At 56.8% G+C, this 22955-nt stretch carries 22 protein-coding genes; 13 read left to right on the plus strand and 9 right to left on the minus strand.

All coding sequences use genetic code 11. From position 1 onward, the window contains the following. Positions 1-15: 15 nt before the first annotated feature. From fliI to fliF, 4 genes are read right to left on the minus strand one after another with little or no spacing between them, the layout of a single operon-like run. Positions 16-1389 carry a flagellar protein export ATPase FliI gene (fliI, locus tag IM300_RS00635; protein WP_064909799.1) on the minus strand — a complete coding sequence of 458 codons (1374 nt, stop codon included), beginning with the start codon at positions 1387-1389 and terminating at the stop codon, positions 16-18. After that, positions 1386-2090 carry a flagellar assembly protein FliH gene (locus IM300_RS00640; RefSeq protein ID WP_063865297.1) on the minus strand — a complete coding sequence of 235 codons (705 nt, stop codon included), beginning with the start codon at positions 2088-2090 and terminating at the stop codon, positions 1386-1388. Before IM300_RS00640 ends, fliI begins: the two co-directional genes overlap by 4 nt. Continuing rightward, positions 2077-3063, minus strand: coding sequence for a flagellar motor switch protein FliG (gene fliG / locus IM300_RS00645; protein WP_063865299.1), 987 nt, complete (start codon positions 3061-3063; stop codon positions 2077-2079). Before fliG ends, IM300_RS00640 begins: the two co-directional genes overlap by 14 nt. Then, on the minus strand, positions 3060-4730 hold the full coding sequence (gene fliF / locus IM300_RS00650; RefSeq protein WP_193034829.1) for a flagellar basal-body MS-ring/collar protein FliF: 1671 nt from the start codon (positions 4728-4730) through the stop codon (positions 3060-3062). Before fliF ends, fliG begins: the two co-directional genes overlap by 4 nt. Before the next feature lie 264 nt (positions 4731-4994). On the opposite strand from fliF, the gene fliE reads away from it, so the two are divergent. From fliE to IM300_RS00690, 8 genes are read left to right on the plus strand one after another with little or no spacing between them, the layout of a single operon-like run. Beyond that, the gene (fliE, locus tag IM300_RS00655) at positions 4995-5318 is read left to right on the plus strand and encodes a flagellar hook-basal body complex protein FliE (protein ID WP_063865301.1); all 324 of its coding nucleotides are present in this window, start codon (positions 4995-4997) and stop codon (positions 5316-5318) included. A gap of 15 nt (positions 5319-5333) precedes the next feature. Next, complete coding sequence (locus IM300_RS00660; RefSeq protein WP_193034831.1) at positions 5334-6188, plus strand: CheR family methyltransferase; 855 nt, start codon at positions 5334-5336, stop codon at positions 6186-6188. Then, entirely contained in the window at positions 6185-7246 is a 1062-nt protein-coding gene (locus tag IM300_RS00665; RefSeq protein WP_063865303.1) for a chemotaxis response regulator protein-glutamate methylesterase, read from the plus strand. The genes IM300_RS00660 and IM300_RS00665 overlap by 4 nt, the downstream gene beginning before the upstream one ends. Beyond that, positions 7236-7622: a chemotaxis response regulator CheY gene (gene cheY, locus IM300_RS00670; protein ID WP_063865304.1), complete on the plus strand. Its 387-nt coding sequence runs from the start codon at positions 7236-7238 to the stop codon at positions 7620-7622. Before IM300_RS00665 ends, cheY begins: the two co-directional genes overlap by 11 nt. A 5-nt stretch (positions 7623-7627) precedes the next feature. After that, positions 7628-8269, plus strand: a complete 642-nt coding sequence (cheZ, locus tag IM300_RS00675) for a protein phosphatase CheZ (protein ID WP_063865305.1) — start codon at positions 7628-7630, stop codon at positions 8267-8269. 18 nt (positions 8270-8287) lie between these two features. Continuing rightward, complete coding sequence (gene flhB, locus IM300_RS00680; protein ID WP_193034833.1) at positions 8288-9433, plus strand: flagellar biosynthesis protein FlhB; 1146 nt, start codon at positions 8288-8290, stop codon at positions 9431-9433. Beyond that, positions 9433-11526, plus strand: coding sequence for a flagellar biosynthesis protein FlhA (gene flhA / locus IM300_RS00685; RefSeq protein WP_193034835.1), 2094 nt, complete (start codon positions 9433-9435; stop codon positions 11524-11526). Before flhB ends, flhA begins: the two co-directional genes overlap by 1 nt. Further along, positions 11523-11939, plus strand: a complete 417-nt coding sequence (locus IM300_RS00690) for a flagellar protein FlhE (RefSeq protein ID WP_370552229.1) — start codon at positions 11523-11525, stop codon at positions 11937-11939. Before flhA ends, IM300_RS00690 begins: the two co-directional genes overlap by 4 nt. Positions 11940-12067: 128 nt before the next feature. On the opposite strand, the gene IM300_RS00695 is transcribed toward IM300_RS00690, so the two are convergent. The 5 genes from IM300_RS00695 to opgC all read right to left on the minus strand — a co-directional run bounded on the left by IM300_RS00695 (position 12068) and on the right by opgC (position 16174). Continuing rightward, positions 12068-12487 carry an ATP-binding protein gene (locus IM300_RS00695; RefSeq protein ID WP_082830919.1) on the minus strand — a complete coding sequence of 140 codons (420 nt, stop codon included), beginning with the start codon at positions 12485-12487 and terminating at the stop codon, positions 12068-12070. A 7-nt stretch (positions 12488-12494) separates the two neighbouring features. Beyond that, a complete protein-coding gene (locus tag IM300_RS00700) occupies positions 12495-12833 on the minus strand; it encodes an STAS domain-containing protein (RefSeq protein WP_112792914.1) in 339 nt (112 codons plus the stop codon). Continuing rightward, positions 12830-13975 (minus strand): PP2C family protein-serine/threonine phosphatase, encoded by a 1146-nt coding sequence (locus IM300_RS00705; RefSeq protein ID WP_370552232.1) that lies wholly within the window; start codon positions 13973-13975, stop codon positions 12830-12832. Before IM300_RS00705 ends, IM300_RS00700 begins: the two co-directional genes overlap by 4 nt. A 71-nt stretch (positions 13976-14046) precedes the next feature. Next, a complete protein-coding gene (locus IM300_RS00710) occupies positions 14047-14946 on the minus strand; it encodes a hypothetical protein (protein ID WP_112792912.1) in 900 nt (299 codons plus the stop codon). A 10-nt stretch (positions 14947-14956) separates the two neighbouring features. After that, positions 14957-16174, minus strand: a complete 1218-nt coding sequence (gene opgC, locus IM300_RS00715; RefSeq protein WP_193034839.1) for an OpgC domain-containing protein — start codon at positions 16172-16174, stop codon at positions 14957-14959. 284 nt (positions 16175-16458) lie between these two features. Between opgC and IM300_RS00720 the strand changes: the two genes are divergently transcribed. The 5 genes from IM300_RS00720 to IM300_RS00740 are packed head-to-tail and all read left to right on the plus strand — an operon-like array spanning position 16459 to position 22955. Further along, entirely contained in the window at positions 16459-18273 is a 1815-nt protein-coding gene (locus tag IM300_RS00720) for a glycosyltransferase (RefSeq protein WP_193034147.1), read from the plus strand. Further along, complete coding sequence (locus IM300_RS00725) at positions 18270-19601, plus strand: DUF3131 domain-containing protein (RefSeq protein ID WP_193034842.1); 1332 nt, start codon at positions 18270-18272, stop codon at positions 19599-19601. The genes IM300_RS00720 and IM300_RS00725 overlap by 4 nt, the downstream gene beginning before the upstream one ends. Beyond that, positions 19598-21145: a DUF3131 domain-containing protein gene (locus IM300_RS00730; RefSeq protein ID WP_193034844.1), complete on the plus strand. Its 1548-nt coding sequence runs from the start codon at positions 19598-19600 to the stop codon at positions 21143-21145. The genes IM300_RS00725 and IM300_RS00730 overlap by 4 nt, the downstream gene beginning before the upstream one ends. Then, on the plus strand, positions 21130-22524 hold the full coding sequence (locus tag IM300_RS00735; RefSeq protein ID WP_193034846.1) for a DUF3131 domain-containing protein: 1395 nt from the start codon (positions 21130-21132) through the stop codon (positions 22522-22524). The genes IM300_RS00730 and IM300_RS00735 overlap by 16 nt, the downstream gene beginning before the upstream one ends. Continuing rightward, positions 22521-22955, plus strand: coding sequence for a globin (locus IM300_RS00740; protein ID WP_107533564.1), 435 nt, complete (start codon positions 22521-22523; stop codon positions 22953-22955). Before IM300_RS00735 ends, IM300_RS00740 begins: the two co-directional genes overlap by 4 nt.

Raw genomic sequence — 22955 nt, forward strand, 5'->3', positions numbered from 1 at the left:
ATTCACTTTCACGTTTTATCCCGCCTGTTCAACGATGTCAGGGAAAAGCTGGCTCAGCGCGGCAATGGCCTCGTCGTAACCGCTCCGCTCGTGTATTGCCTGATGCAGGAAGGCTTCCAGCGCAGGATACTGATCTATCGCCCGGTCGAGCAGCGGATCGCTGCCCTTCACGTAAGCGCCTACGCTGACCAGATCCCGGTTGCGCTGGTAGGTAGACAACAGCTGCTTAAAACGCTGAACCTTGCGGTACTGGACATGCGGAATCAGCTCCGTCATCGCACGGCTAATAGAGGCTTCAATATCAATAGCAGGATAATGGCCCGCCTCAGCCAGGCGACGCGAAAGCACGATATGGCCATCGAGGATCGCACGCGCCGAATCGGCGATCGGATCCTGCTGATCGTCCCCTTCGGTCAGTACCGTATAAAAGGCGGTTATCGATCCGCCGCCACGCATGCCGTTACCGGCACGCTCGACCAGCGCGGGCAGACGCGCAAATACCGACGGTGGATACCCTTTGGTTGCGGGCGGTTCACCGATAGCCAGCGCCACTTCACGCTGCGCCATGGCATAGCGCGTGAGGGAGTCCATAATCAGCAGAACGTTCATCCCGCGATCGCGGTAATCCTCGGCAATACGGGTGGCGTATACCGCACCCTGCATGCGCAGGATCGGCGAGACGTCAGCAGGTGCGGCGATCACCACCGCGCGTGAAAGCCCCTCTTCGCCAAGAATGTTCTCGATGAAATCTTTTACTTCACGCCCGCGCTCGCCAATCAGCCCGACGACGATGACGTCTGCGGTGGTGAAGCGGGCCATCATGCCGAGCAGCACCGACTTACCCACGCCCGAGCCGGCAAAAAGGCCCATACGCTGTCCCCGGCCAACCGTCAGCAGGCCATTTATGGCCCTCACGCCTACGTCGAGCACGGACTTGATGGGATCGCGGTGAAGCGGGTTAAACGAGGGGGTAAACAGGCCGGCCACGGGTTTTCCTGCCGCTGGACGTCCATCCAGGGGGCGGCCCTGTGCGTCAAGCACGCGCCCCAGCAGGTGTAACCCCACCGGCAGCTGTTTACCCGCTCCCTTATCGGACTCTGGCGCGTACACGCGCGCACCGGGGAGAATACCGTCAACATGTTCAAGCGGCATAAGATAGAGCGTCTGACCGTTAAACCCGACCACTTCACACTCGACCGGTAAGATAGCCTGTCCGGTCTGACGTTCAACAATGCACAGCGCGCCTATCGGCAGCTTCAGGCCAACGGCCTCCATCACCAGCCCGGTTGCGCGCGTCAGCTTGCCGTACTGACGAAAGCGCGGGAGCTCGCCGAGCTTCTCTTCCACCCGATCCATGACGGAAAGCCAGTTTTTTAACTGCTGGCTCATTGGGACAGTTCCTCCCGGGCGAGCTGACAGAGAGACTGCCAGCGCGTTTCCATTGTGGCGTCATACTCCACGTCCGGCGTGACCACACGGCATCCCCCTGCGGCCAGTTGGGGATCGCTTTGTAAGGACCAGCCCATCGAGGAGAGCGTCTCGCCGATCGCCTGGGAAACCATGGGCAGATCTTGCGGGTTCACATGCAGTTCGATCGGGCCGTTGAACAGGCTATCCTGCTTCATTAACTGGCGGATCTGCGCAAGCAGAGCGTGGTTATCCGCCACGCTCAGGGTGCCGTACAGCTGCTGTACCGCGGTCAGCGCCAGCTGAACCAGACGTCCGGGAATAAGGCTATCGAGATTCGAAAGCGCAAGCTTGCACTGCGTCACCCACTCTCCGGCCTGGAGCAGTAAAGCCTGCTGTTCGGCGCGGGCCTGTTCCAGCCCCTGCGCCAGACCCGCCTCGCGGCCCTCTTTCAGACCGGCCTCATAGCCCTCGCGACGGCCCTCTTCTTTGCCTTGCGCCAGTCCCTGAGCAATACCCTGCTGTTCAGCCTGCTTACGCAGGCGTGCCAGCTCGGCCTTAAACTGTGCGTCAGAATGGCCGGTATCCTGCGTCTGCAACGGGACTTCAGCCGTTTCGTTTAACAGATCCTCAGGCTGCCAGCTGCGCCACTGAGCGGTGCCATTGGCATCAAACGTAGGCATCGTCGCTGCCTCCAATGATGATTTCCCCTGACTCGGCAAGGCGTCGAACGATGTTCAGAATCGTCTTCTGCTCGGCTTCCACCTGGGACAAACGCACCGGGCCGCGCGATGCCAGATCTTCGGTCATCAGATCCGACTGACGGCGCGACATATTGCGGAAGAACTTGGCCCGCAGCGCTTCGTCTGCTCCTTTGAGGGCGATGATAAGGGTTTCGCTTTCCACCTCCTGCAACAGACGCTGGATGCTGCGATCCTCGACATCCACCAGGTTTTCGAACAAGAACATCTCGTCGATAATTTTCTGCGCCAGCTCGCTGTCGAAATCGCGAACCGCCTCAATGGCGGCCTCTTCCTGCTGGGATTTCATCAGGTTTAAGATCTCCGCAGCCGGGCGCACGCCGCCCATTTTGCTGCGCTTAAGATTCTGACCGTGGAGCAGACCGTTGAGTACCTCCGTCAGTTCCTGTAGCGCGGCGGGCTGAACCCCGCCGAAGGTGGCGATACGCAGCATAATGTCGTTACGTTCACGATCGTCGAATTTGCTCAGGACGTCCGCCGCCTGGTTACGTTTTAAGTGGACCAGGATTGTGGCTATAATTTGCGGGTGTTCTTCACGAATCAAATCGAATACCGCCAGCGGATCCATAAAGTTGAGCGTTTCGATCCCGTTTCCACCCTGGTGGGTATCCAGCAGATCCTCAAGCAGCGTTGACGCACGCTCTTCACCCAGCGCCTTAACCAGCACGCTGCGCAGATACTCGTTCGTGTTAAGGCTCAGCGCGGCATACTCGCTGGAGTCATTTTTAAAGTCGCGCAGCACGGCGGCCATTTGATCGTGAGTAAACCCCGCCATGTTGACCATGGAACTGCTGATGGTCTTCACCTCATGCGCGTTAAGGTGCTTAAAGACTTCGGCGGCCAGGACATCGCCCAGCGTCAACATAACGATGGCGCTTTTCTCTGCGGCATTCATGATTTGAGCTCCTGATTCATCCACTGACGAATAACCAGCGCAATAACCCGCGGCTCTTGTTCCGCCAGTTCCCGTAGCTGCTGACTGTTAAGTTCCGTATCCACGCGCTGCTGAGCGCGGTCACGCGCATCCTTCTCGGACGCTTTCTTGCGGGCGGCCAGCTCTTCCTGACGCGCCTCTTTTTCCATTTCCATGCGGCGCAGGCTGGTTTCCTGATGGCGGATCCAGGCCGGATGAACGAGCTTACGCCACATGATCCAGGCGATAATCGCAATAACCAGATAACGCGCAATCGCCATCATCAACTGATAAAACGTGTCCTGCTTCCAGAATGGCGGGAGCTCCTCTTCCTCAACCCCGTTAAACGGCGAGTTCAGGATATTGACGCTGTCTCCGCGTGAAGCCGTATAGCCGACAGCCTCCTTTACCAGAGCATTAATACGGTTCAGCTCAGCCTCACTCAGCGGACCCGGCTTCCCCTCAGCGCCTTGCGGCAGGTGGTTTATCACCACCGCGACTGAAAGACGATCGATGCGTCCCATAGCATTTTTGATATGGGTTAGCGTGCGATCGACCTCAAAGTTGGTGGTCTCATCGTTGTGATTGTTGTAGGGCTGTGAACGGTCATTTCCGGTGCCTGCGGTATTGGTCTGAGCGGCAGGCTTGTCAAGCGGCTGCGTAAGTGGCGCAGTGGCAGGCGCTGGCGGCTGATTGGTCAGCGCCCCCGGTACGCCGCCGTTGCCGCGTCCGTTACCCTGCTCGGACTGGCTCGTCTGGCGGCTTCGAATCACCATTTTTTGCGGATCGGCGTTGGGCTGATATTGCTCCTGCGTTTGCTCCTGCTGGGTAAAATCAATCTGCGCCGTGACCTGGGCGCGAATATTTTTGCTGCCCACCAGCGGCGCCAGGATCCGCTGGATGCGCTGCTGGTAATCATTTTCGATTTCACTGGTGTACTTCAGCTGCGACGTTTGCAGGCCACCCAGACCGCTTTGGGTCAGCAGCTCGCCCCGCTGATCGACAATAGTGACATTTTCTGCCGTCAGCCCCGTCACGGCGCTGGAGATCAGATGGGTAATGGCAATGACCTGCCCTTCATCCAGGGTACGTCCCTGGATCAGGTTAACGGTAACGGAAGCCGTTGGCTGTTTTTGCTCACGCACAAACATCGTCTGCTTGGGTGTGGCAAGGTGAACGCGCGCCGTTCTGATCGGACCCAGGTTTTCAATGGTGCGCGCCAGCTCTCCCTCAAGCGCCCGCTGATAGTTAACCTGTTCGCTAAACTGGCTAATACCAAACTTTTCCTTATCCAGCAGCTCAAACCCGACGGAGCCACCTTTTGGCAGCCCCTGCTGGGCCAGCTTCATGCGCACTTCATGGACCTGCCCTTCCGGAACCAGAATAGCGCCACCCGGCGCGTCGATGCGGTAAGGGACATTCATTTGCGACAGCTGGGCAACGATGGCCCCGCCGTCCTCATCACTGATATTGCTAAACAACACGCGATAGCCTGGCTCTTTTGCCCAGAACATAAGCGCAATTAATACCGATACGGCAGCCGCGGCGCAAATGACCAGCGATAGCTTCGGGCTGGCGCGAAGCCATGACAGAGCCGATTTAATTCGGTCAGCCGGATTATTCGTTAAATCATTTAATGTGGCACTCATGCCGTGATCCTGTAAGAAATAGCACGCACAATAATGCGCGTCAGCGCCTGTGATATCGCAGGGCTGATAACGACGATTTCAAATTAAGAGAAATTTTCAGGCGGGCATTATCGTCTGAAAGGCCGATTTTTTAAGGATAAATAAGCTTAAAGTAATGTTCGCTTATTGGATTTTATGGCCATTTTGCCTACGTGTTAAACTACCAACGTTTAAAAGATAGGTAATAAATGTGTGCTTTTCCCTTATTAATTCAGGAAGTCATCAATGTCAGCAACATTAATGCGTGGCGTACTCGATCAAATTAACGCTCAGTCACAGCAAATCGCCGGCATGAGCCGAAACCAGCCTGCCGCGCTGAAAAACACGCCGTCGTTCTCTGACATTTTATTTAACAGCATCAACGAAATTAATGAAACTCAGGTTAACGCGAAAGAAATGACGCAGCAGTGGATGTCCGGCAGTAGCGATATTGGATTAAATGACGTAATGCTGGCAATGCAGAAATCCTCCATTTCTTTTAGCTTCGGTGTGCAAGCGCGCAATAAAATGCTCAGTGCCTACCAGGAAATCATGAATACCCCGGTATAAGGCATCTCTCTTTCTATGAGTGAATTTAAAGACATTCCCGTGCGCTTATCGCAAAATAAATTTACGTTATCCGATTCTGAATTACAGCGTATCGGGCAACTGATCTATCGCCGCGCCGGGATTGTGGTCAACGCACAAAAACGAGAGATGATTTTTAATCGTTTATCACGGCGGCTACGGGCGCTGGGGATTGACACATTTCTTGAGTACATCAGCATTCTGGAATCCCACAGCGAGCATCCGGAATGGCAGAACTTTGTCAACGCGCTGACAACCAATCTGACCTCTTTCTTTCGCGAAACCTACCATTTCCCGGTGCTCGCAGAACACGCCCGCCAGCGGCCCAACGGCTACCGCGTCTGGTGTACTGCTGCTTCTACCGGGGAAGAACCTTGCTCCATCGCCATGACGCTGGACGAGGCCCTGGGTAGCGCGACGGGAGGGCCACGCGTCTGGGCCTCTGACATTGATACCGAGGTTTTGGCCAAAGCGGAGGCAGGGGTCTACCGCTTGTCCGACCTGCATTCGCTGACCCTGATGCAAAAACGCCACTATTTTTTGCGCGGCTCGGGTGAAAACAGCGATCGGGTGAAGGTAAAGCCAGAACTGCTGGCCGCTATTCACTATCAGCGACTCAACTTGCTGGACAATAACTGGCCGCTGCCCGGACCGTTTGACGCCATCTTTTGCCGCAACGTGATGATCTATTTCGATGCGCCGACGCAGAAGCGTCTGCTTGAGCGCTTTGCCCGCATGCTGAAGCCAGACGGCCTGCTGTTTGTTGGACACTCTGAACATTTTAACCATCCGCACATCCCACTCAGGCTTCGCGGCCAGTCGGTGTATGAGCTTACGGAGGCCTTACGGTGAAACGGATACGGGTGCTGACAGTTGATGATTCTGCGCTTATGCGCAACATCCTGAGCGCAGTGATCAATCAACAGCCAGATATGGAGATGGTCGGCACCGCGCCAGATCCGCTGATCGCACGCGAGATGATTAAGCAGCTCAACCCCGACGTGCTGACGCTGGATATCGACATGCCGAAAATGGACGGGCTGGAGTTTCTCTCCCGTTTGATGCGCCTGCGTCCCATGCCGGTGGTGATGATCTCCTCGATGACCACCCGAGGTTCGAAGGCGACAATGGCCGCGCTGGAGCACGGCGCCGTCGATTTTCTTGCCAAACCCGATCAGCGTATTGCCGGAAGTCTGGAACTGTGGGGTGTGCAGGTTGCAGAGAAGATCCGTATTGCCGCGAAGGCAAAACTGGGGCGTCAGGCTGAAGCAGCCGCGCCGATACTGCGGGGCATTACCGTGGACCCGCAAAGCATTATGGCGATTGGCTCCTCGACCGGCGGGACGGAGGCGCTCCGCCAGGTATTAACGCCGCTGCCGGCCAGCGTCCCCGGCATTCTCATCGCCCAGCATATGCCCGCCGGATTTACCCGCTCGTTCGCCCAGCGTCTTGATTCACTTTGCCAGATAAAGGTGCATGAAGCGGATGACGGCGAACCGGTCCTTCCGGGTACGGCCTTGATTGCCCCCGGCGACAAGCATATGGAGATCGTCCGTCACGGAAAAGGGTACGCCGTCAGGTTGACCAACGCGCCCCCCGTCAACCGTCATCGCCCGTCTGTAGACGTTCTGTTTAACTCCGTTGCCCAACTGGTGGGCGCACATGCCAGCGCCGCCATCCTGACCGGTATGGGAGCCGACGGTGCGCGCGGGTTGCTGGCGTTGCGCGAAGCGGGCGCGTTTACCCTCGCTCAGAGCGAAGCGAGCTGCGTGGTATTCGGTATGCCTCGCGAAGCGATAGCCCTTGGTGCCGCCCGGGAGATTGTCGATCTCAATAAAATTAGCCAGCGACTGCTGGAGAGTTTCAGCCATAAACCACGACGTTCAGGAGAGAACACACATGTCGGATAAAAACCTGCGTTTTTTGGTGGTGGACGATTTTGCCACCATGAGACGTATCGTACGTAACCTGCTTCAGGATCTGGGCTATTCAAATATTGAAGAAGCGGAAGATGGTCAGGACGCGCTGAACAAGCTGCGCGCCGGTGAGTTTGATTTCGTTGTGAGCGACTGGAATATGCCTAACCTTGATGGCCTTGAGCTGCTGAAAACCATTCGCCTCGATCCGGCGATGGCAAAGCTGCCGGTACTGATGGTCACAGCGGAAGCAAAGCGGGAAAACATTATCGCCGCCGCGCAGGCGGGTGCCAACGGTTACATCGTTAAACCGTTTACTGCCGCCACGCTTGAAGAAAAGCTTGGCAAAATTTTTGAAAAACTCGGGTGAATACTATGACCACTCAGCCTGGCGAGATCGCGGAACCGCCGAAGGATCTCTTTTTGCGTATCGGTCAATTAACCCGGCTGCTGCGCGACAGTATGGCAAATCTTGGCCTGGAGCAGGCCATTAAAGAAGTCGCGGACGCGTTTCCAAATACGCGCGACCGTCTTAACTACGTTGTGGGCAAAACGTCTCAGGCCGCCGATCGCGCGCTGACGGCCGTCGAGGTGGCACGACCGCTACAGGAAAAATTAGGTGAAAATGCCGGTAAGCTTACTGAACGGTGGGACGCCTGGTTTGAAGCGCCACAGCCGCTTGACGAGGCGCGCGAACTGGTAAAAGAGACACGTACCTTTCTGCTGGACGTGCCGGCCACCGCGCAGCAAACCAACCAACAGCTCACCGAAATAATGATGGCGCAAGACTTCCAGGATCTCACCGGTCAGGTGCTGCAAAGCCTGATGCAGGTGATCCAGACCGTCGAGACCGAGCTCATCAGCGTGCTGGTTGAAAACATGCGCGAGCGTGACGCGGGTATCGAACAGAGCGGTGACGCCCATCTCAAGAACGGCCCGCAGATTGATACCAGCGTCGCCGGGATTGTCGCCTCGCAGGAACAGGTGGATGACCTGCTGGAGTCGCTGGGCTTTTGATGACCCCAGGCCAACACTATGTCTGAAGAGAGCGAAAGCGACAAAACAGAAGACCCCACACCCCACCGAAAACAGAAAGCACGGGAGGAAGGCCAGGTTCCGCGTTCGCGCGAGCTGACCACCCTTGCCATGCTTCTGGTGGGCTGGGGGCTTATCGTCGGCGCAGGTAGTCATCTGGCGACGCAGCTTGAAACTATTCTGCACAACGGGCTGACCTTTGATCGGCTGATGATCCGCGACCCGCAGAATATGTTACATCGTGCCGCCTCGCTGTTGAGCATGGCCTTTCTCGCTATTCTGCCCTTCGCCGGTGGGCTGTACGTGACCGCAATAACGGCACCGTCGATTATCGGCGGCCTGAACGCAAGCAGTAAGGCGCTAAAGGTTAACCTCAAAAAACTGAATCCCGTTACCGGCATTAAGCGCCTTTTCTCTGCCCAAATGGTATCAGAGATGATCAAAAGCATACTCAAGGTGCTGTTGGCCGCCATCGGGGGAGGTCTGTTTTTAATGCTCAATAAGAGCAGGTTCATCAATTTAATGTATGAACCGCTGGGCGGCGCGCTAACCGATATCAGCAAACTGCTGATTGGCTGCATGCTGTACGTGATTTTGTCACTGATCCCCATGGTGGCCTTCGACGTGATTTATCAGCTCTGGAGCAACTTTAAGAAGCTGAGAATGAGCCGCCAGGAAATAAAGGATGAATTCAAAAACCAGGAGGGTGACCCGCACATTAAGGGTCGCGTCAGGCAGATTCAGCGCCAGATGGCACAAAGCCGCATGATGGCCGAGGTGCCCGCCGCCGATGTGGTCGTCAACAACCCGACCCACTATTCCGTAGCGCTGAAGTATCAGGAAGGCACCATGGGCGCGCCGGTCGTCGTCGCAAGCGGCAGTGGCCTTATTGCCCTGCGCATCCGCGAGTTGGCTGAAGAAAATCGGGTTCCGATGCTGGAAGCGCCACCGCTGGCGCGCGCGCTTTACCGGCACTGCGAGCCGGGTCAGCCGGTGCCCGGTGAATTATATAACGCTGTTGCCGAAGTCCTGGCCTGGGTATATAGCCTGCGCCGATGGCGTAAAGGCGTTGGCTTGCGCCCAACAGAACCTAAAGATTTGCCGGTTCCTCCGGCGCTCGATTTTGCACAAGAGAGTAAAGAGTAATGGCTAATATCGCCACCAAATTACGTTTGCCCGGCATGAAGGAGACCCAGTGGCAGGTACTGGCTGGTCCAGTCCTGATCATGACCATTCTTGCGATGATGATCCTGCCGCTGCCAACCTTCGTGTTGGATTTGCTGTTCACCTTCAATATCGTACTGGCGATTATGATCCTTCTGGTCGCCATGTTTACCCAGAATACGCTGGAGTTTTCCGCCTTCCCGACGGTACTGCTTTTCTCAACGCTGCTTCGCCTGGCGCTCAACGTGGCCTCAACGCGCGTCATCCTGATGCACGGCCATAACGGTGCGGACGCCGCGGGCCAGGTCATCGAAGCGTTCGGTCACTTCCTGGTAGGCGGCAACTTTGCCATCGGCATTGTCGTATTTATCATACTGATAATTATTAACTTTATGGTTATCACCAAAGGGGCCGGGCGTATTGCAGAAGTGGGCGCTCGCTTTACCCTTGACGGTATGCCCGGTAAACAAATGGCCATCGATGCCGACCTGAACGCCGGCCTGATCGGCGAGGAGGAGGCCAAACGCCGTCGAAAAGAGGTGACTCAGGAGGCCGATTTCTACGGCTCCATGGACGGTGCGAGCAAATTTGTGCGTGGCGATGCCATCGCAGGCCTGCTGATCATGGCAATAAACATTATCGGCGGCCTGATTATTGGCGTAATGCAGCATGATATGACCCTCAGCGCAGCGGGAGAAGCCTACACCCTGCTGACTATCGGTGATGGCCTGGTTGCGCAGATCCCGGGACTGGTGATCTCCACCGCGGCAGGCGTCGTTGTAACGCGCGTGGTCAACGAGCAGGACGTCGGCGAGCAGATGGTCGGCCAGCTGTTTACCTCTCCCCGCGTGCTGGCCCTCTCTGCGGCGGTAATTGGTCTGCTGGGGCTTATCCCGGGCATGCCCAACCTGGTCTTTTTACTGTTTACGTCCTCACTTTTAGGCATTGCCTGGTGGCTTCGGGGCCAGGAAGGGAAGGCGAAAAAAACGGGCGCAGCGCCCTCAGCTCCTACCCGAGCTGAAGCCGACGTGGCGCAGGTTAATGAAGCGACATGGTCTGACGTGCAGATGGAAGATGTACTGGGACTGGAGGTTGGCTATCGACTGATCCCTATGGTCGATCACGAGCAGCAGGGCCAGCTGTTAACCCGCGTACGGGGTATTCGCAAGAAGTTCGCGCAGCAGATGGGCTTTCTGCCGCCAGCGGTTCATATTCGCGATAATCTTGACCTGCCGCCAACCCATTATCGTATTTTGCTAAAAGGGGTGACGATTGGTAAAGGCGAGGTCCAGCCCGATCGCTGGATGGCGATCGATCCTGGCTGTGCAGAGGGCGAAGTGCCCGGCACGCCCTGTAAGGAACCGACCTTCGGTCTTCCAGCCCTCTGGATCGATGAAGTTCACCGCGAGCTGGCGCAGACGCTGGGCTATACCGTGGTGGATCCGTGTTCCGTCGTCGCTACGCACCTGAACCACCTTATCAGCACCCACACGGACGAACTTTTCGGTCGCCAGGAGGCGCAGCAGCTGCTCGACCAGCTCACCAAACAGTCGCCGAAGCTGGTAGAGGATTTGATCCCGGCGGTAATCAGCCTGACAACGCTGCACAAAGTGCTGCAAAATTTGCTCTCCGAGCGCGTGCCCATTCGCGATATGCGGACCATTATCGACACGCTGGCCGAGTATGCCACCCCTCAGTCTGACGCTGACGAGCTGACGGCCCGCGTGCGCTCTCGCCTCTCCCGGGCGATTACGCAGCAGTGGTTCCCGGGCGACGATGATATCCAGATAATCGGCCTTGATATGTCACTTGAACAGCTGCTGGTACAGGCAACCCAGAGCGGAAGCGCCATCGAGCCGGGAATTGCCGAGAATCTAATGAAACAGACCGAGCAGGCGTTGCAGCATCAGGAAGCGCTGGGTGCACCGCCGGTTCTGCTGGTAAACCCGGCTCTGCGTTTGATGCTGTCCCGCTATTTACGCCGCATCTTCCCTCAGCTTGCAGTGCTTTCCAGCCAGGAGATAAATACTCAGCGCAACGTGCGGATGACGTATCTCATTGGAGGTAAGTCGTGATAAGAGCCGCCCTGCTTGCTCTGCTGCTTGCGCCACCGGCGATTGCCGCTGACGGTTCATGGAGCAGCCATAGTTTCGGCGGCACGCTGTCGCGCGGCAAGCAGGTACTGAAAAGTCGCCCGGTTCAGCCCGCCGCCCCCCTTCCGAAAGGGGTGACGCCGACGCATCTGCTGTGGAAGATTACACCGGACGGCCCCACGCCGCCGGACTTTCGCATTCGCGTCTGTAGCAGCCTGCGCTGCCTGATGCTCAGGGAACTGGCGGGTGAAATCCCGTTGCCGGCAGGTTTTCCGGCCGCGGGCCCCTTTCGCTTTGAGTATCAGTCGGTAGCGCGCGGCGTAATGACGCCGCCGCTGACGATACTGAAAAATGAAATCACGATAAGGTATCGCGATCAGGGGCGATCGCCGTAAGCGCCTCTATGGCTACGTGACCGATGCCGACATCCTGCCCGCCACAGCCCGTCGGCCGGTCCGATACTGGCGCAGATGGTTAACTGCGCCCATTCCGTCCCTCACCAGACCTTCTCCACGGTCAAACATTATCCGACCATCGCCTTCTCCAGAACGGTAATATTTTTCCCTGCAACGTTTTCCACCGTGAAATTATCGGCATACAGCAAAATGAGTTTCAGTCCTCTGCCGCTTTCAGCCAAAAGACAGCCGTCGAACGTCACGTCTTCACGCCCCGCCGCGAGACGTTCAGCAGGAAAGGCATCGCCATCGTCCGTAAAACGCAGCGTCGCGCCCGAGCGGGTAGCGATGAACTCCACGGTGAAGCAACGTTCCGGGTCCTCATGTAGCGCATGGCGAATAATATTGGTTGCCGTTTCACAGGCGGCGAGATCGAGCGCAAAGCGCCAGTCATCGCTGACGGACAGCGAAGCCATCTGACGTTCAAGCCACGCCGCGAGCGGCGAGACTGAGCTTAACGAGGCGGGAAGAGTGATGTCGTTAGCCACGGTCAACTCACTGATTAAGCAGCGCAAGTGCCGTAGCGCGATCCGGGCAGATGCGAAATATGCGATCCATACGGGTCAGGGTGAACATGTTGCGTATACCGGGGTTCAGCGCGCACAGCACCATGTCACCTTTACCGTTCATCATTTTAAGCAGCGATACAAGCGCGCCCAAACCGCTACTGTCGATGAAATCGATTTTGCTGAAGTCGACAATCAGGGCTTTACGATCCTCACCGAGCTCCCGGGTGACGGCATCTTTAAAGGCCGCCGCCACCGAGGCGTCAAGTCTTCGCACCGAGGGCGTCATGATATTCACGCCGGGATGCCTTTCTGTATCAATATTCATTGTCTTTCTCCAGTACGCTCAATAATTAACAGGGACACATCGTCGGCCATTGCCAGGGGTTCCCGGCGTTCCCCACTGCGCCAGTGAACAAGATGCTGCGCAAACTGCGGTAAGAGCTGTTCCAGCGCTAGCGTGGCATCACGCTGAAGCCGACGCTGCAAACGCGCCTGACCAAACTGTTCGTTATCAGGGTTCTCACACTCGGTAATACCATCACTGAACAGGCAAAGTCGTTCGCCCGGTGCCAGCGAGAAGTTCACGTCTGTCCAGCTCAGATCCGGCATCAATCCTACCGGCGCGCCGCCTTCACCGACCGTCCTGATCTCGCCGCCAGGGTTTACAATAAAGGGAGTGGGATGCCCGGCCTGGCAAAGCTTGCCTTCACCTGTAGACAGGTCGATAACACCGTAAATCATGGTGAAATAGCTCATTATCTCCACCTCTTCGCTGCAAAATCGCCCGTTCAGGATCCGAACGACGTCCGCAGGAGAGGCAACATCGCTATCGTCCGCAAACAGAAAACGCTCCACCACCCTGCCATGCAGAAACTGACGGGCCACGGCAAGCGACATCATCGCCGCGCCGACGCCGTGCCCGGATACATCCACGCAGTAGAATCCCAGGTGATTGTCCAGCGGGAAGACATTGAAAATATCGCCAGACACCCAGGCTGACGGCAGGAAAATCCAGTCGGCAAAATAATCCCGGTAGCGCAGCTGATGCGCGGGCAGCACCGACTGCTGGATACGTGCCGCCACCTCAAGGTCTTGCTCTATCTGCCTTAGCGCCTCGCTGAGGCGCGCATTACGCGCAGCAAGCGTGGCTTCAAGAGACAAAACCCGTGCCCCCGCGTGCAGTCGCGCCCGCAGCTCACTCTGCTCGACCGGCTTATTGAGAAAATCATCCGCCCCGGCGTCAAACCCCACCGTCAGATCGCCCGGCTCTTCGCGCGCGGTAAGCAAAATTAAATAAACATAATGTCCAAACTGACGGCTGCGAACCTCCCGGCACAATGTCAGGCCATCCATTTCCGGCATATCCCAGTCGCTAATCATCAGACTGACGGGCTGGTTTTCAAGGATCTCAAGCGCGGCGACGCCGTTCTCCGCCTCGTAGACGATGTACCCCCACTGCGTCAGCATTCGGCTGAGCAGGCGACGATAAACCCGTGAATCTTCAACAATCAGGACGTGCTGTGACACCCTACGCCCTCCTAAAGCGGTAAGAACCAGATGACGCTGACGGTGCCTTCCCGGAATTTGCCGCTGCCGCTCTGGTGGCCGGGGTAACGGGTGCCGGAATAGTTAGCGTACTGAACGGAGAATGAACCCGGCGTATAGCCCGCGTAGCCAAAGCTATAGCTATAGTCGCCGTTCCAGGGCTGTTGCTGGCTGCTGTCCGGGAACCAGAACGCCGTGGCGCGCACGAAGAAATGCTGCTTAAAGGTATAACCACACCCGCCCAATACCACGTTTTTGTTTTTGCGGATATCGTTGCTGTCCAGATCGTAATAGCGCGGAACCCAGCTGTAGCCCATCTGGCAAATGATGGAGTCGCCTTTGTTGATCAGGAGCGTATTCTCCACGGGCTTCGGCAGTGAAAATTTATACGCCAGCGTCACGGCTCCCTGCTCAAAATAGGTGTGACGACGGGTTCCTGACGTCCAGAAGCGGTTATCTCCGTAATTGCTGTACACCAGGCTGACCGTGTTGGCATGCCAGTCGTCATAGCCAAAACTGTAACGAAAATCAGCCGTATAGCGGCTGGTGTCCGTCACCGGCAACCGCGATGTCACGTTGGCAAACCAGTAACTGTAGGGTGAGTATTGCAGGCTGAGATTGAGCGTCTGGTTGTATTTACGTTTCTGCTCCGCGCTGTCCGAGCTGTTCGGGATGGTCATCCACTGCTCTTTCAGTCCGGAACTAAAGCTCAGCGCGCCAGAGAAGACGTCTTCATTCCCCGAGAACAGGCGACCCCAGCGGCTGGTGAACACGCCAGCCTGCACCGGCTCGCCGTTCTTGTCACGTAGCGATTCCGCATCGTCCTTCGGCGCAGCCTCTGTGCCGGTGGCAACGCACAACAGCGCACAGGTCAGCAACAATTTATCCCGCATCTGCCCTTCCTTAGTTAGGTATCCAGCGCGCGGCGACGTTATATTTCGCCATCAGCCACAGCACGCCCAGCGTCACCGCGTGGATGAAGGTATTCACAACCCAGTCCTGGCGCCACAGATCGAACGTGACGAACTGGCTTACCAGGAATACGACGTAGACGTGCAAAATAAAGGTGTAAAGCGAATGCTGACCAAGCGGGATGAGAAACCAGCCCGCCAGGCGATACAGCGGCTGCCAGCACCAGGTCAGCAGCAGATAGACCGTCACCATCAGGCTGATATCGTTCACGACTCTGACGGGTCCAAGGCCATTTTTTGCCGCCCAGGTATGATAAAACGCGTTAAAGTTTTCGGGTGAAAGGCTGTGCATGAGCAGCGCGGGGGGCATAAACGGGTTGGTATGATTCTGGGCGATAAAGCCAAGCACCAGCGCAATCATCACCAGCGCCACGAGCACCACCTTACCGGCGGGGGTGCGGGCAAAAGAGATTAAATCTTCTTTGTACCAGCCGCTGCACATTCCCAGCACAAAAATGAACTGCCAGGCCAGCAGCGGAAACGCGAATTCAAACTGAGACGGCGTCACGCGCACCGGCCATATCTGCCAGCAACCGTAAACGAGCAACGATAACCCCAGCAGCCAGTAGACGTATCCTCTCTGGAGCATTCCCAAAAACAGGGGACTTAACAGCAGAAGAAAAATATAAAGCCCAAGAATTTGCGTTTGATGAGGACCAATTTGCAGGTAGAGGACAATGTTAAACCAGGTTTCTTTAATTTGTGGTGTCACCGGATACAATGCCCAGGTTGTACCTGAGTAACGATCGGTAAAATGGGTAACCTCAAAAACGTTAATAAACGGAAGATACCCTAACAGCAAAAATGAAAGAATAATGATGATATTTACGCGATATATTTTCCATGCGCGCAGATATAACCCCCAGGATATCGTCAACAATACCGCTTTTTGCAATCTGGCACGGTTTAACATTCCCAGCATAAATCCGGAAAGGATCACAAATCCTTCAGCACCGGTGACCAGACCAAACCTTTCCCAGGTGAATATATTAAATATCGACATCACTTCCGTGTGCGCCACCACCATCATTACTAACGCGATACCGCGCATAAAATCTATACGTAAATCACGTTTATCCGACAGGACGTAACGCCATGCTGTTGGTTTTTCAGTATCTTTTCTTATAAGCACAGGCGCAATCTGGCTCATGGGGCGTCGCGTTCTCCATGCTAAAAAGTTTCTTGTATTTTATTTAGATAGCGTAAAGAAAAGCATCTGGCAATTTTTGACAACGCTTCCGATATTATTAAGCGTAGTTAACGATTATTTAAGCATGCCTGAAAGATCGGTTTTTTACGCCTCTGGAATTATTTTACCCACCATCTACACTTACTTTACTTTTTGTTTTAGCGGACGTTATTTTCTGTTTTGCGCTCCCTGTCGGTAACGGGTCAGTTATTAATAGCCATCGTGGAATCAGGATATCCTTCTCTATGGATTTTTATTTTTCCCGTTTTGAACATCGCCAGCCGCCTGAACCGCTTAAGACACCGCGCTGGGTAATGCTAACATGGCAGGTATTAGCGGTTGCCGCGCTGATTTTAGGCGCTAATTATCTTTACTGGCGCTGGACAGCCTCCTTAAATACCGACGCGCTGTGGTATGCCATTCCTCTGGTATTGGCGGAAACGCTGGCCTGGATCGGCACCGTGCTGTTCACCATTAACCTGTGGAAAGAGGACGATCCGCCGCAAAACTCGCCCCCGGTTGAGATCAATGACTGCCTGCGCCCCGAAGACGCGGAAGCATCCAGACCCCTGAAGGTCGATCTCTTTATCGCAACCTATTCAGAAGACGTGGAGCTGGTCAGGCTTTCTATTCGGGACGCCATGAAAATGGTCTACCCGGTTCCGCTGGACTATAAAGTGCACGTGCTTGACGACGGTCGACGGCCAGAAATGAAAGCCGTCTGCGATCAGGAAGGCGCCAACTACATCTCCCGCCAGACCAATATTGGCTTCAAGGCCGGTAATTTGCGAAACGGTCTTGAGCAAACTGACGGAGATTTCCTGATCATTTGCGATGCCGATACCCGGGTCTTCCCCACCCTGCTCAGCCACACGCTGGGCTACTTTCGCGATCCTGACGTCGCCTGGGTCCAGACGCCGCAGTGGTTTTTCGACCTGCCGGAAGGGGAAAACCTGGCGCGCTGGCTTGGGCGAAAAGCGGGCAAACCGGGATACGGGCTGGGATGGCTTGCGCAGAAGTTCATCGGGCCGGTAACCATTGGCCGTGACCCCTTTTTTAACGATCCGCGCATGTTTTATGACGTGATTTTGCGCCGGCGAAACTGGGCCAACGCCGCTTTCTGCTGCGGTGCGGCCTCTGTACACAGGCGCGAAGCGGTAATGCAGGCCGCACTGCGCAGCTATGTCTGGACGGTGGAAGAAGAGGTTGAGCGCCACACGCGGGATATACGCGATCCCGTCATGCGTGAAACCCTTCAGGATGCCATGCGCCCTCACGTGGCTTTCGACACAGAGCTCACGCCCTATAAGTTTCACGTTTCGGAAGATATTTATACCTCCATCCTGCTCCACGGCGATGCCGCCCGCCGCTGGCGCTCGGTGATGCACCCGCGGATCGAATCGAAAATGCTCTCTCCGCAGGACATGCTGACGTGGATGATCCAACGCTTCAAATACGCCGCGGGTTCACTGGATATTTTGTTCCACGACAATATTTTCAGCCGCCGCCGTTTTAAGCTTTCTCTGCCGCAGACCCTGATGTATGCCACCACCTTCTGGTCCTATCTGGCCTGCGTGTGGAACACCATTTTCCTGATATCGCCCATTGTTTACCTGTTTACCGGCATTCCGCCTGTTTCAGCCTGGTCAGAGCCCTTTTATCTTCATTTTTTACCCTTTTTCATCATGTCGGAGCTGGCCTTTATGTTCGGCACCTGGGGGATTTCAGCCTGGGACGGCAGAGCGTCATATCTCTCCTTTTTCTCAATGAACCTGCGTGCGCTCGATACGGTACTGCGCGGTGAGCAGATCAAATTCCACGTCACGCCGAAAGAGCGGCAGACGGGCAGGTTTCTCTATCTGGTGAAACCGCAAATCGCCATCGTCGTGCTCACCCTGGCCGGGCTGATTTGGGGCGGTATACAGGTCGCTCGCGGGCAGGTTGACGATCCCTCCGGCTACGTCATCAACATTTTCTGGGGCGCAGTCAACATTGCCGCCATGCTGCCGCTGATCTTCGCCGCCATGTGGACCCCGGCTGAAGAAGAGGTGAGCAAATGAGAAAACGCGACGCGCTTTTGTCAGCCCGCAGCTACCTCACGATCCTGCTCGGCTTTCTGCTGGGATTCGCCATCGTCGTCTGGGTTGAAAAACAGATGCCAACACGCGTTGAGGGCAGCGCGGGGATGTCGCTGAGTAACGATTTCCCGCCCCTGCCCGCGCCGCGTGAGCTGACATTCGAAGAGGCCATCTGGGGGCGGGTAGCCTGGCAGTATTATGTGAACAATACGCAGCCGAATGGTCTGGCCAACGCGCACGACGGCGAACCCTGGCTCAGCCTGTGGAGCACCGGCAGCTATCTGTTTGCCGCTGTAGCCGCCAGGCAGCTCAACATTCTTACTCCCGACGAATTTGATGAACGCATCGCGGCCGCACTGGCTGCTCTCGCCCGTCTTCCGCTCAACCCGCAGGGGCTGCCCGCCGCCTATTACCATGCCGACACGCTGGAAGCCCTGGGTAAACCGGACGCCTCGGCTATCGGCTTGGGCCGCCTGCTTAACGCCCTGCAAACGTTGCTGTGGCGCTACCCCCAGCATGCCGCCGACGTGCGCAATCTTTTAGATCGCTGGAAGTTGGGCGCCCTGATTGCCCACAACACCAGCAGCCAGGCCGCGGTCCCGCTCCACCACTGGGCGCTGGCGACGGACGAGCCGCGAAACAGCTTCGGCTATCGCCTGTATGCCAGCCATACGCTTCGGCTGATCGACAGCGCGGCGGGGCTGGCGGTGACGAACCCGCCGGAAGGGCAGCAGATGATCGACATCGACGGAATAATGGTGCCTGATGAAGGGCTACGCACCCCGTGGGGTCGGCAGCCTTCGCTTATCAGCCTTCCCTATTTATTAACGGGCCTTGAGCTGGGTTTCGACGCGCAGAGCGCCGAAATTGCCTGGCGCATAATGCAAATCCAGCAGCGACGTCACGGCCTGCGGGTCCGCAAGCCGCCGATCAGCACCGATTACGCCGAGCCCGCGCCGGATTACGTCAACGATCTGCCCGATCGCCAGCCGCTGCAAAATAGCGCTCTGCTTGACGCCACGCCGGAGCAAACGGCGATAACCTCGACCCGCACCGCCTTTGCCTGGTACGCCCTGTTCCGCAACGGCTGGAGCGAAGCGCTGCGCCAGCAGGTGCAGAAGCTACAGGTGCCGGGTAAGGGCTGGCAGCGCGGGCTTAACCTTAACAGCAGCGTGAACGAGATCGTTGACGCCGATACCAATGCGGTCGTCCTTGAGAGCCTGGCGTACATTGCTCACGGTCAGATGCTTTGTCTGGCCTGCCCTGGCCCCGCCACTCCCCCCACATCTTCAGCAGGAGCGAAGCCATGAAGCTGAAATCAATACTCTTTTTTCCTCTTCTGGCCGGGCTTGTAGCAGGCTGGCTCTCACTCTCTGCGGCCCAGGCAGCGACCAGCCTTCCCGCCTCAGATTACCCGCCGCGCAGCGGGGAACTCACGCCTCGGGAGATGACCATTGCCAAAAACGCCTGGCAATATTTCGTTGTGAACTACCAGCCCACTACCGGGCTGGTGAATGCCGTCAATAAATTTCCCTCAACCACCATGTGGGACAGCGCCTCCTATATGGCCGCGATGACGGCCGCAAGGGAGCTGGGGATTATTGATAAAGCCGAATTCGATCGCAGAATGCTGAAATTACTCGCCACCCTGAACAAACTGGATTTGTTCCGCAACGAACTGCCCAACAAAGCCTATAACACCATCACCGCCCAGAAGGTTAACTACCAGAACAAACCTGGCGAGATTGGCTTCTCGGCGCTGGACATCGGCAGGATGCTGATCTGGCTGAAGGTCATTAAGGAGCGCTATCCGGAATACAGCAACAGCATTGATAACGTGATGCTGGGATGGAACTTCACCAACGTCATCAACCCCTGCGGGATGATGTACGGCGCCTACCTGGAAAATGGCCAGCCAAAGTACGTGCAGGAAGGGCGGCTGGGCTATGAAGAGTACGGTGCTGCGGGCTTTGCGCTGTGGGGCTTTGGCACCTGTCAGTCGAGCCAGCCCCAGCCCTACGAGCTGGCTGAGATCTACTGCGTTATGGTGCCCTATGACTCGCGCGATCCGCGCCTCACCAGCCAGCATAACTACGTCGTCACCGAATCCTATGTGCTTTACGGCCTGGAATTTGGTTTCGACAAGCCGACGGACAAGGAGAACAGCCCACGCGATTACTCTCATCCGTGGATGAAAAACTTTGCCGACAGGGTTTACCAGGCTCAGGAGAATCGCTACGCCATCACCGGTATTTTATCCGCTCGCTCTGAGCATCAACTCGATAAGTCCCCCTACTTTGTCTACGACACCGTTTTTAGTGACGGCTTCAACTGGAACACCATTACCGATAAAGGCGTGTACGTTCCCAACACGGCCGCCGTCTCGCTGAAAGCGGCGCTCGGGATGTGGGTTCTCTGGAATTCGCCTTATACCGACCGCCTGCTGGACGCCATTGAAAACGCCAACGAGGCGGACAAAGGATACTACGAAGGGCTGTACGAAAACGGCGACGGCCCCATCAAAGAGTTCACCGCCAATAACAACGGGATCATGCTTGAAGCCCTGTTGTTCAAGAAAGAGGGCAAGCTGTTGCAGTTCAACAGCGATAATCCCAAAGATCGCCACTTCGCCCCTTCCCTGTGGGAGAAAAAGCTGGTGGACCTCTTTGAACCCAATAATGCCTCGCGCAACCGCCCGTTCCTGAACAGTACGCCAGCGGTGAAGACATGGTGTGAACAGACCGGAACCACCCTGCGCACCAAACCCGCTTGCCAGGCCTGTCAGTGTGCCACCTGTAATACGGACGAGCCTGTAAAACTGCCGCCGGTGACCGCACAATGCTTAAGACCTTAGCCCGCGGGCTGGCTGCCGCTGCCCTCATTCTTATTATCGCCTTCGTCCTGTTCCGCCAGGAGGGCGCAGGGTGGCGCTGGCTGACCAAAGGTGGCTGGCACACCACCGCGCGCATCAGTAGCCTGACGCCTCAGGAGCGGGAGTGGGCGCGTATCGCCTGGCGCTATTTCGACAATAACACCCAGCCTCAGACAGGGCTGGTCAACGGCAGCGATAAACAGCCGCGCGTTACGCTGTGGCAAATGGGCGATACGCTTATCGCCCTGCTGGCTGCCCGCGAGCTTGATCTTATCCAGGCGGACGAATTCGACGCCCGGCTGACGCGTCTGCTCGGAACCCTCAATCGCCTGACGCTGACCGAAACCCGCACCCCCGGCAGGCTCTATTCCAGCCGAACGGCGTCGCCCATCGATTTCACAGGAAAACCGGCCCCGCGCGGCTGGTCGGCAAAAGATATGGCCCGTCTGATGCTGGCGCTGCGGCTCGCAGCCGAGCGTGCACCTGAGTACCGTGAATATCTGGATAAAATCATCCTGCGCTGGAATTTCTGTCCGGTGTTGGATAAGGACGGGGAGCTGTGGTCTGCGTCCGTGCAGAACGGGCAGCCGGTGGTGCGCGACGAGCTGCGGCTGGGTGAAAGCGAATATGCCGCCAGCGCGTTTCGGCTGTGGGGATTTTCATCGGATAAGGCATTCTCTCCGCCTTCTCAGAACATCATTCTGTACCAGCGTAGCCTCGCCGTTGACGCGCGCGATCCCAGAACTACCTGGCAACCGTCGCTGCTCTCCACCCTCCCCGCCATGCTGCCGGGGCTGGAGTTTGGCTGGCAACCGCCCGGCGTGGCGTCCGATATTCACAAAACGCTGCGCGCGCGGGCCGAAGCCGTATGGCTTAGCCAGAAAACGCGCTGGGAGCGTGAGCGCGCGCTCACCGCACGCGCCGATTTTTACCTCTCTCAGGCCCCCTGGCACGTAGAAGACACCGTCTGGGGAAATGGCTATGCCTGGAACACCCTGGGCGACGACGGAAAAAGCTATCCCCGCCTGGCACAGGTAAGCACGAAGGCCGTCTTTGTGCTCTGGGCGCTGTGGGAGAGCGATTACACTGACGCGTTGATGGCCGTTACCCGGCACCTGAATAACCCGAAACAGGGCTGGTTTGAGGGCCGCGTTGAGGCAACCGGCGATGTCAACTCCACGCTCACCCTCTCGACGAACGCCATGGTGCTGGAAGCGCTGCTGTACAAACACAACGCCGGGCCGCTGTTTGAAAATGGCCTGGTGGAAAACGATGGCTATTTTGCCCGCCGCACGTCGGATCCCTTCAACCCGCCCGGCCTCTGCCTGCCGGGCGAACGCGCCGCGAGGGCCGCACCATGAAATTTTATCGCGATCTCTTTGACGCCAGCCTGAACCGCGTTCTGCCGGAGAATGATAAACGGCGCTTTTTGCAGGCTTTCTGGGAGACGTTTATCCATATGTCCCCCGAAACGGAGCAGCATTTTGCCCGGGGCCAGGGGCGGGATGGCCAGCAGACGATCTTCAAGTGCTTTTTCGCCATGCTAGCCGTTGACGGTGCGCTTTTCGTGCCGGATTTTCTGGAACGCCTGGCGCGGGAGCAGACTGATGAAGGGTTACGCCTGCCGCCGCGCTTTTTCGGACTCTGGCGGGAGGCCATGCTCAGGACGGTGCGCGCCTGCGATCCCCTTTGCGACGAAGAGATCCTTACGGCCTGGGCGATGGCGATTGCGCCCGGGCTGGAGTATCTGCGGCGCCAGGCGGAGCTGCACTATCAGGCCGGAGGCGAGTAA

The organism is Enterobacter cloacae complex sp. I2, from assembly GCF_014896205.1.
Lineage (GTDB): Bacteria > Pseudomonadota > Gammaproteobacteria > Enterobacterales > Enterobacteriaceae > Enterobacter > Enterobacter quasihormaechei.

Coding starts and splice junctions, on each gene's coding strand:
- fliG (WP_063865299.1), bottom strand. CDS start 3,063: ATGAATGCCGCAGAGAAAAGCGCCATCGTTATGTTGACGCTGGGCGAT.
- IM300_RS00735 (WP_193034846.1), top strand. CDS start 21,130: ATGCTTAAGACCTTAGCCCGCGGGCTGGCTGCCGCTGCCCTCATTCTT.
- fliI (WP_064909799.1), bottom strand. CDS start 1,389: ATGAGCCAGCAGTTAAAAAACTGGCTTTCCGTCATGGATCGGGTGGAA.
- IM300_RS00740 (WP_107533564.1), top strand. CDS start 22,521: ATGAAATTTTATCGCGATCTCTTTGACGCCAGCCTGAACCGCGTTCTG.
- IM300_RS00640 (WP_063865297.1), bottom strand. CDS start 2,090: ATGCCTACGTTTGATGCCAATGGCACCGCTCAGTGGCGCAGCTGGCAG.
- IM300_RS00660 (WP_193034831.1), top strand. CDS start 5,334: ATGAGTGAATTTAAAGACATTCCCGTGCGCTTATCGCAAAATAAATTT.
- fliF (WP_193034829.1), bottom strand. CDS start 4,730: ATGAGTGCCACATTAAATGATTTAACGAATAATCCGGCTGACCGAATT.
- cheY (WP_063865304.1), top strand. CDS start 7,236: ATGTCGGATAAAAACCTGCGTTTTTTGGTGGTGGACGATTTTGCCACC.
- cheZ (WP_063865305.1), top strand. CDS start 7,628: ATGACCACTCAGCCTGGCGAGATCGCGGAACCGCCGAAGGATCTCTTT.
- IM300_RS00710 (WP_112792912.1), bottom strand. CDS start 14,946: ATGCGGGATAAATTGTTGCTGACCTGTGCGCTGTTGTGCGTTGCCACC.
- opgC (WP_193034839.1), bottom strand. CDS start 16,174: ATGAGCCAGATTGCGCCTGTGCTTATAAGAAAAGATACTGAAAAACCA.
- IM300_RS00720 (WP_193034147.1), top strand. CDS start 16,459: ATGGATTTTTATTTTTCCCGTTTTGAACATCGCCAGCCGCCTGAACCG.
- flhB (WP_193034833.1), top strand. CDS start 8,288: ATGTCTGAAGAGAGCGAAAGCGACAAAACAGAAGACCCCACACCCCAC.
- IM300_RS00705 (WP_370552232.1), bottom strand. CDS start 13,975: ATGCTGACGCAGTGGGGGTACATCGTCTACGAGGCGGAGAACGGCGTC.
- IM300_RS00725 (WP_193034842.1), top strand. CDS start 18,270: ATGAGAAAACGCGACGCGCTTTTGTCAGCCCGCAGCTACCTCACGATC.
- fliE (WP_063865301.1), top strand. CDS start 4,995: ATGTCAGCAACATTAATGCGTGGCGTACTCGATCAAATTAACGCTCAG.
- IM300_RS00700 (WP_112792914.1), bottom strand. CDS start 12,833: ATGAATATTGATACAGAAAGGCATCCCGGCGTGAATATCATGACGCCC.
- flhA (WP_193034835.1), top strand. CDS start 9,433: ATGGCTAATATCGCCACCAAATTACGTTTGCCCGGCATGAAGGAGACC.
- IM300_RS00730 (WP_193034844.1), top strand. CDS start 19,598: ATGAAGCTGAAATCAATACTCTTTTTTCCTCTTCTGGCCGGGCTTGTA.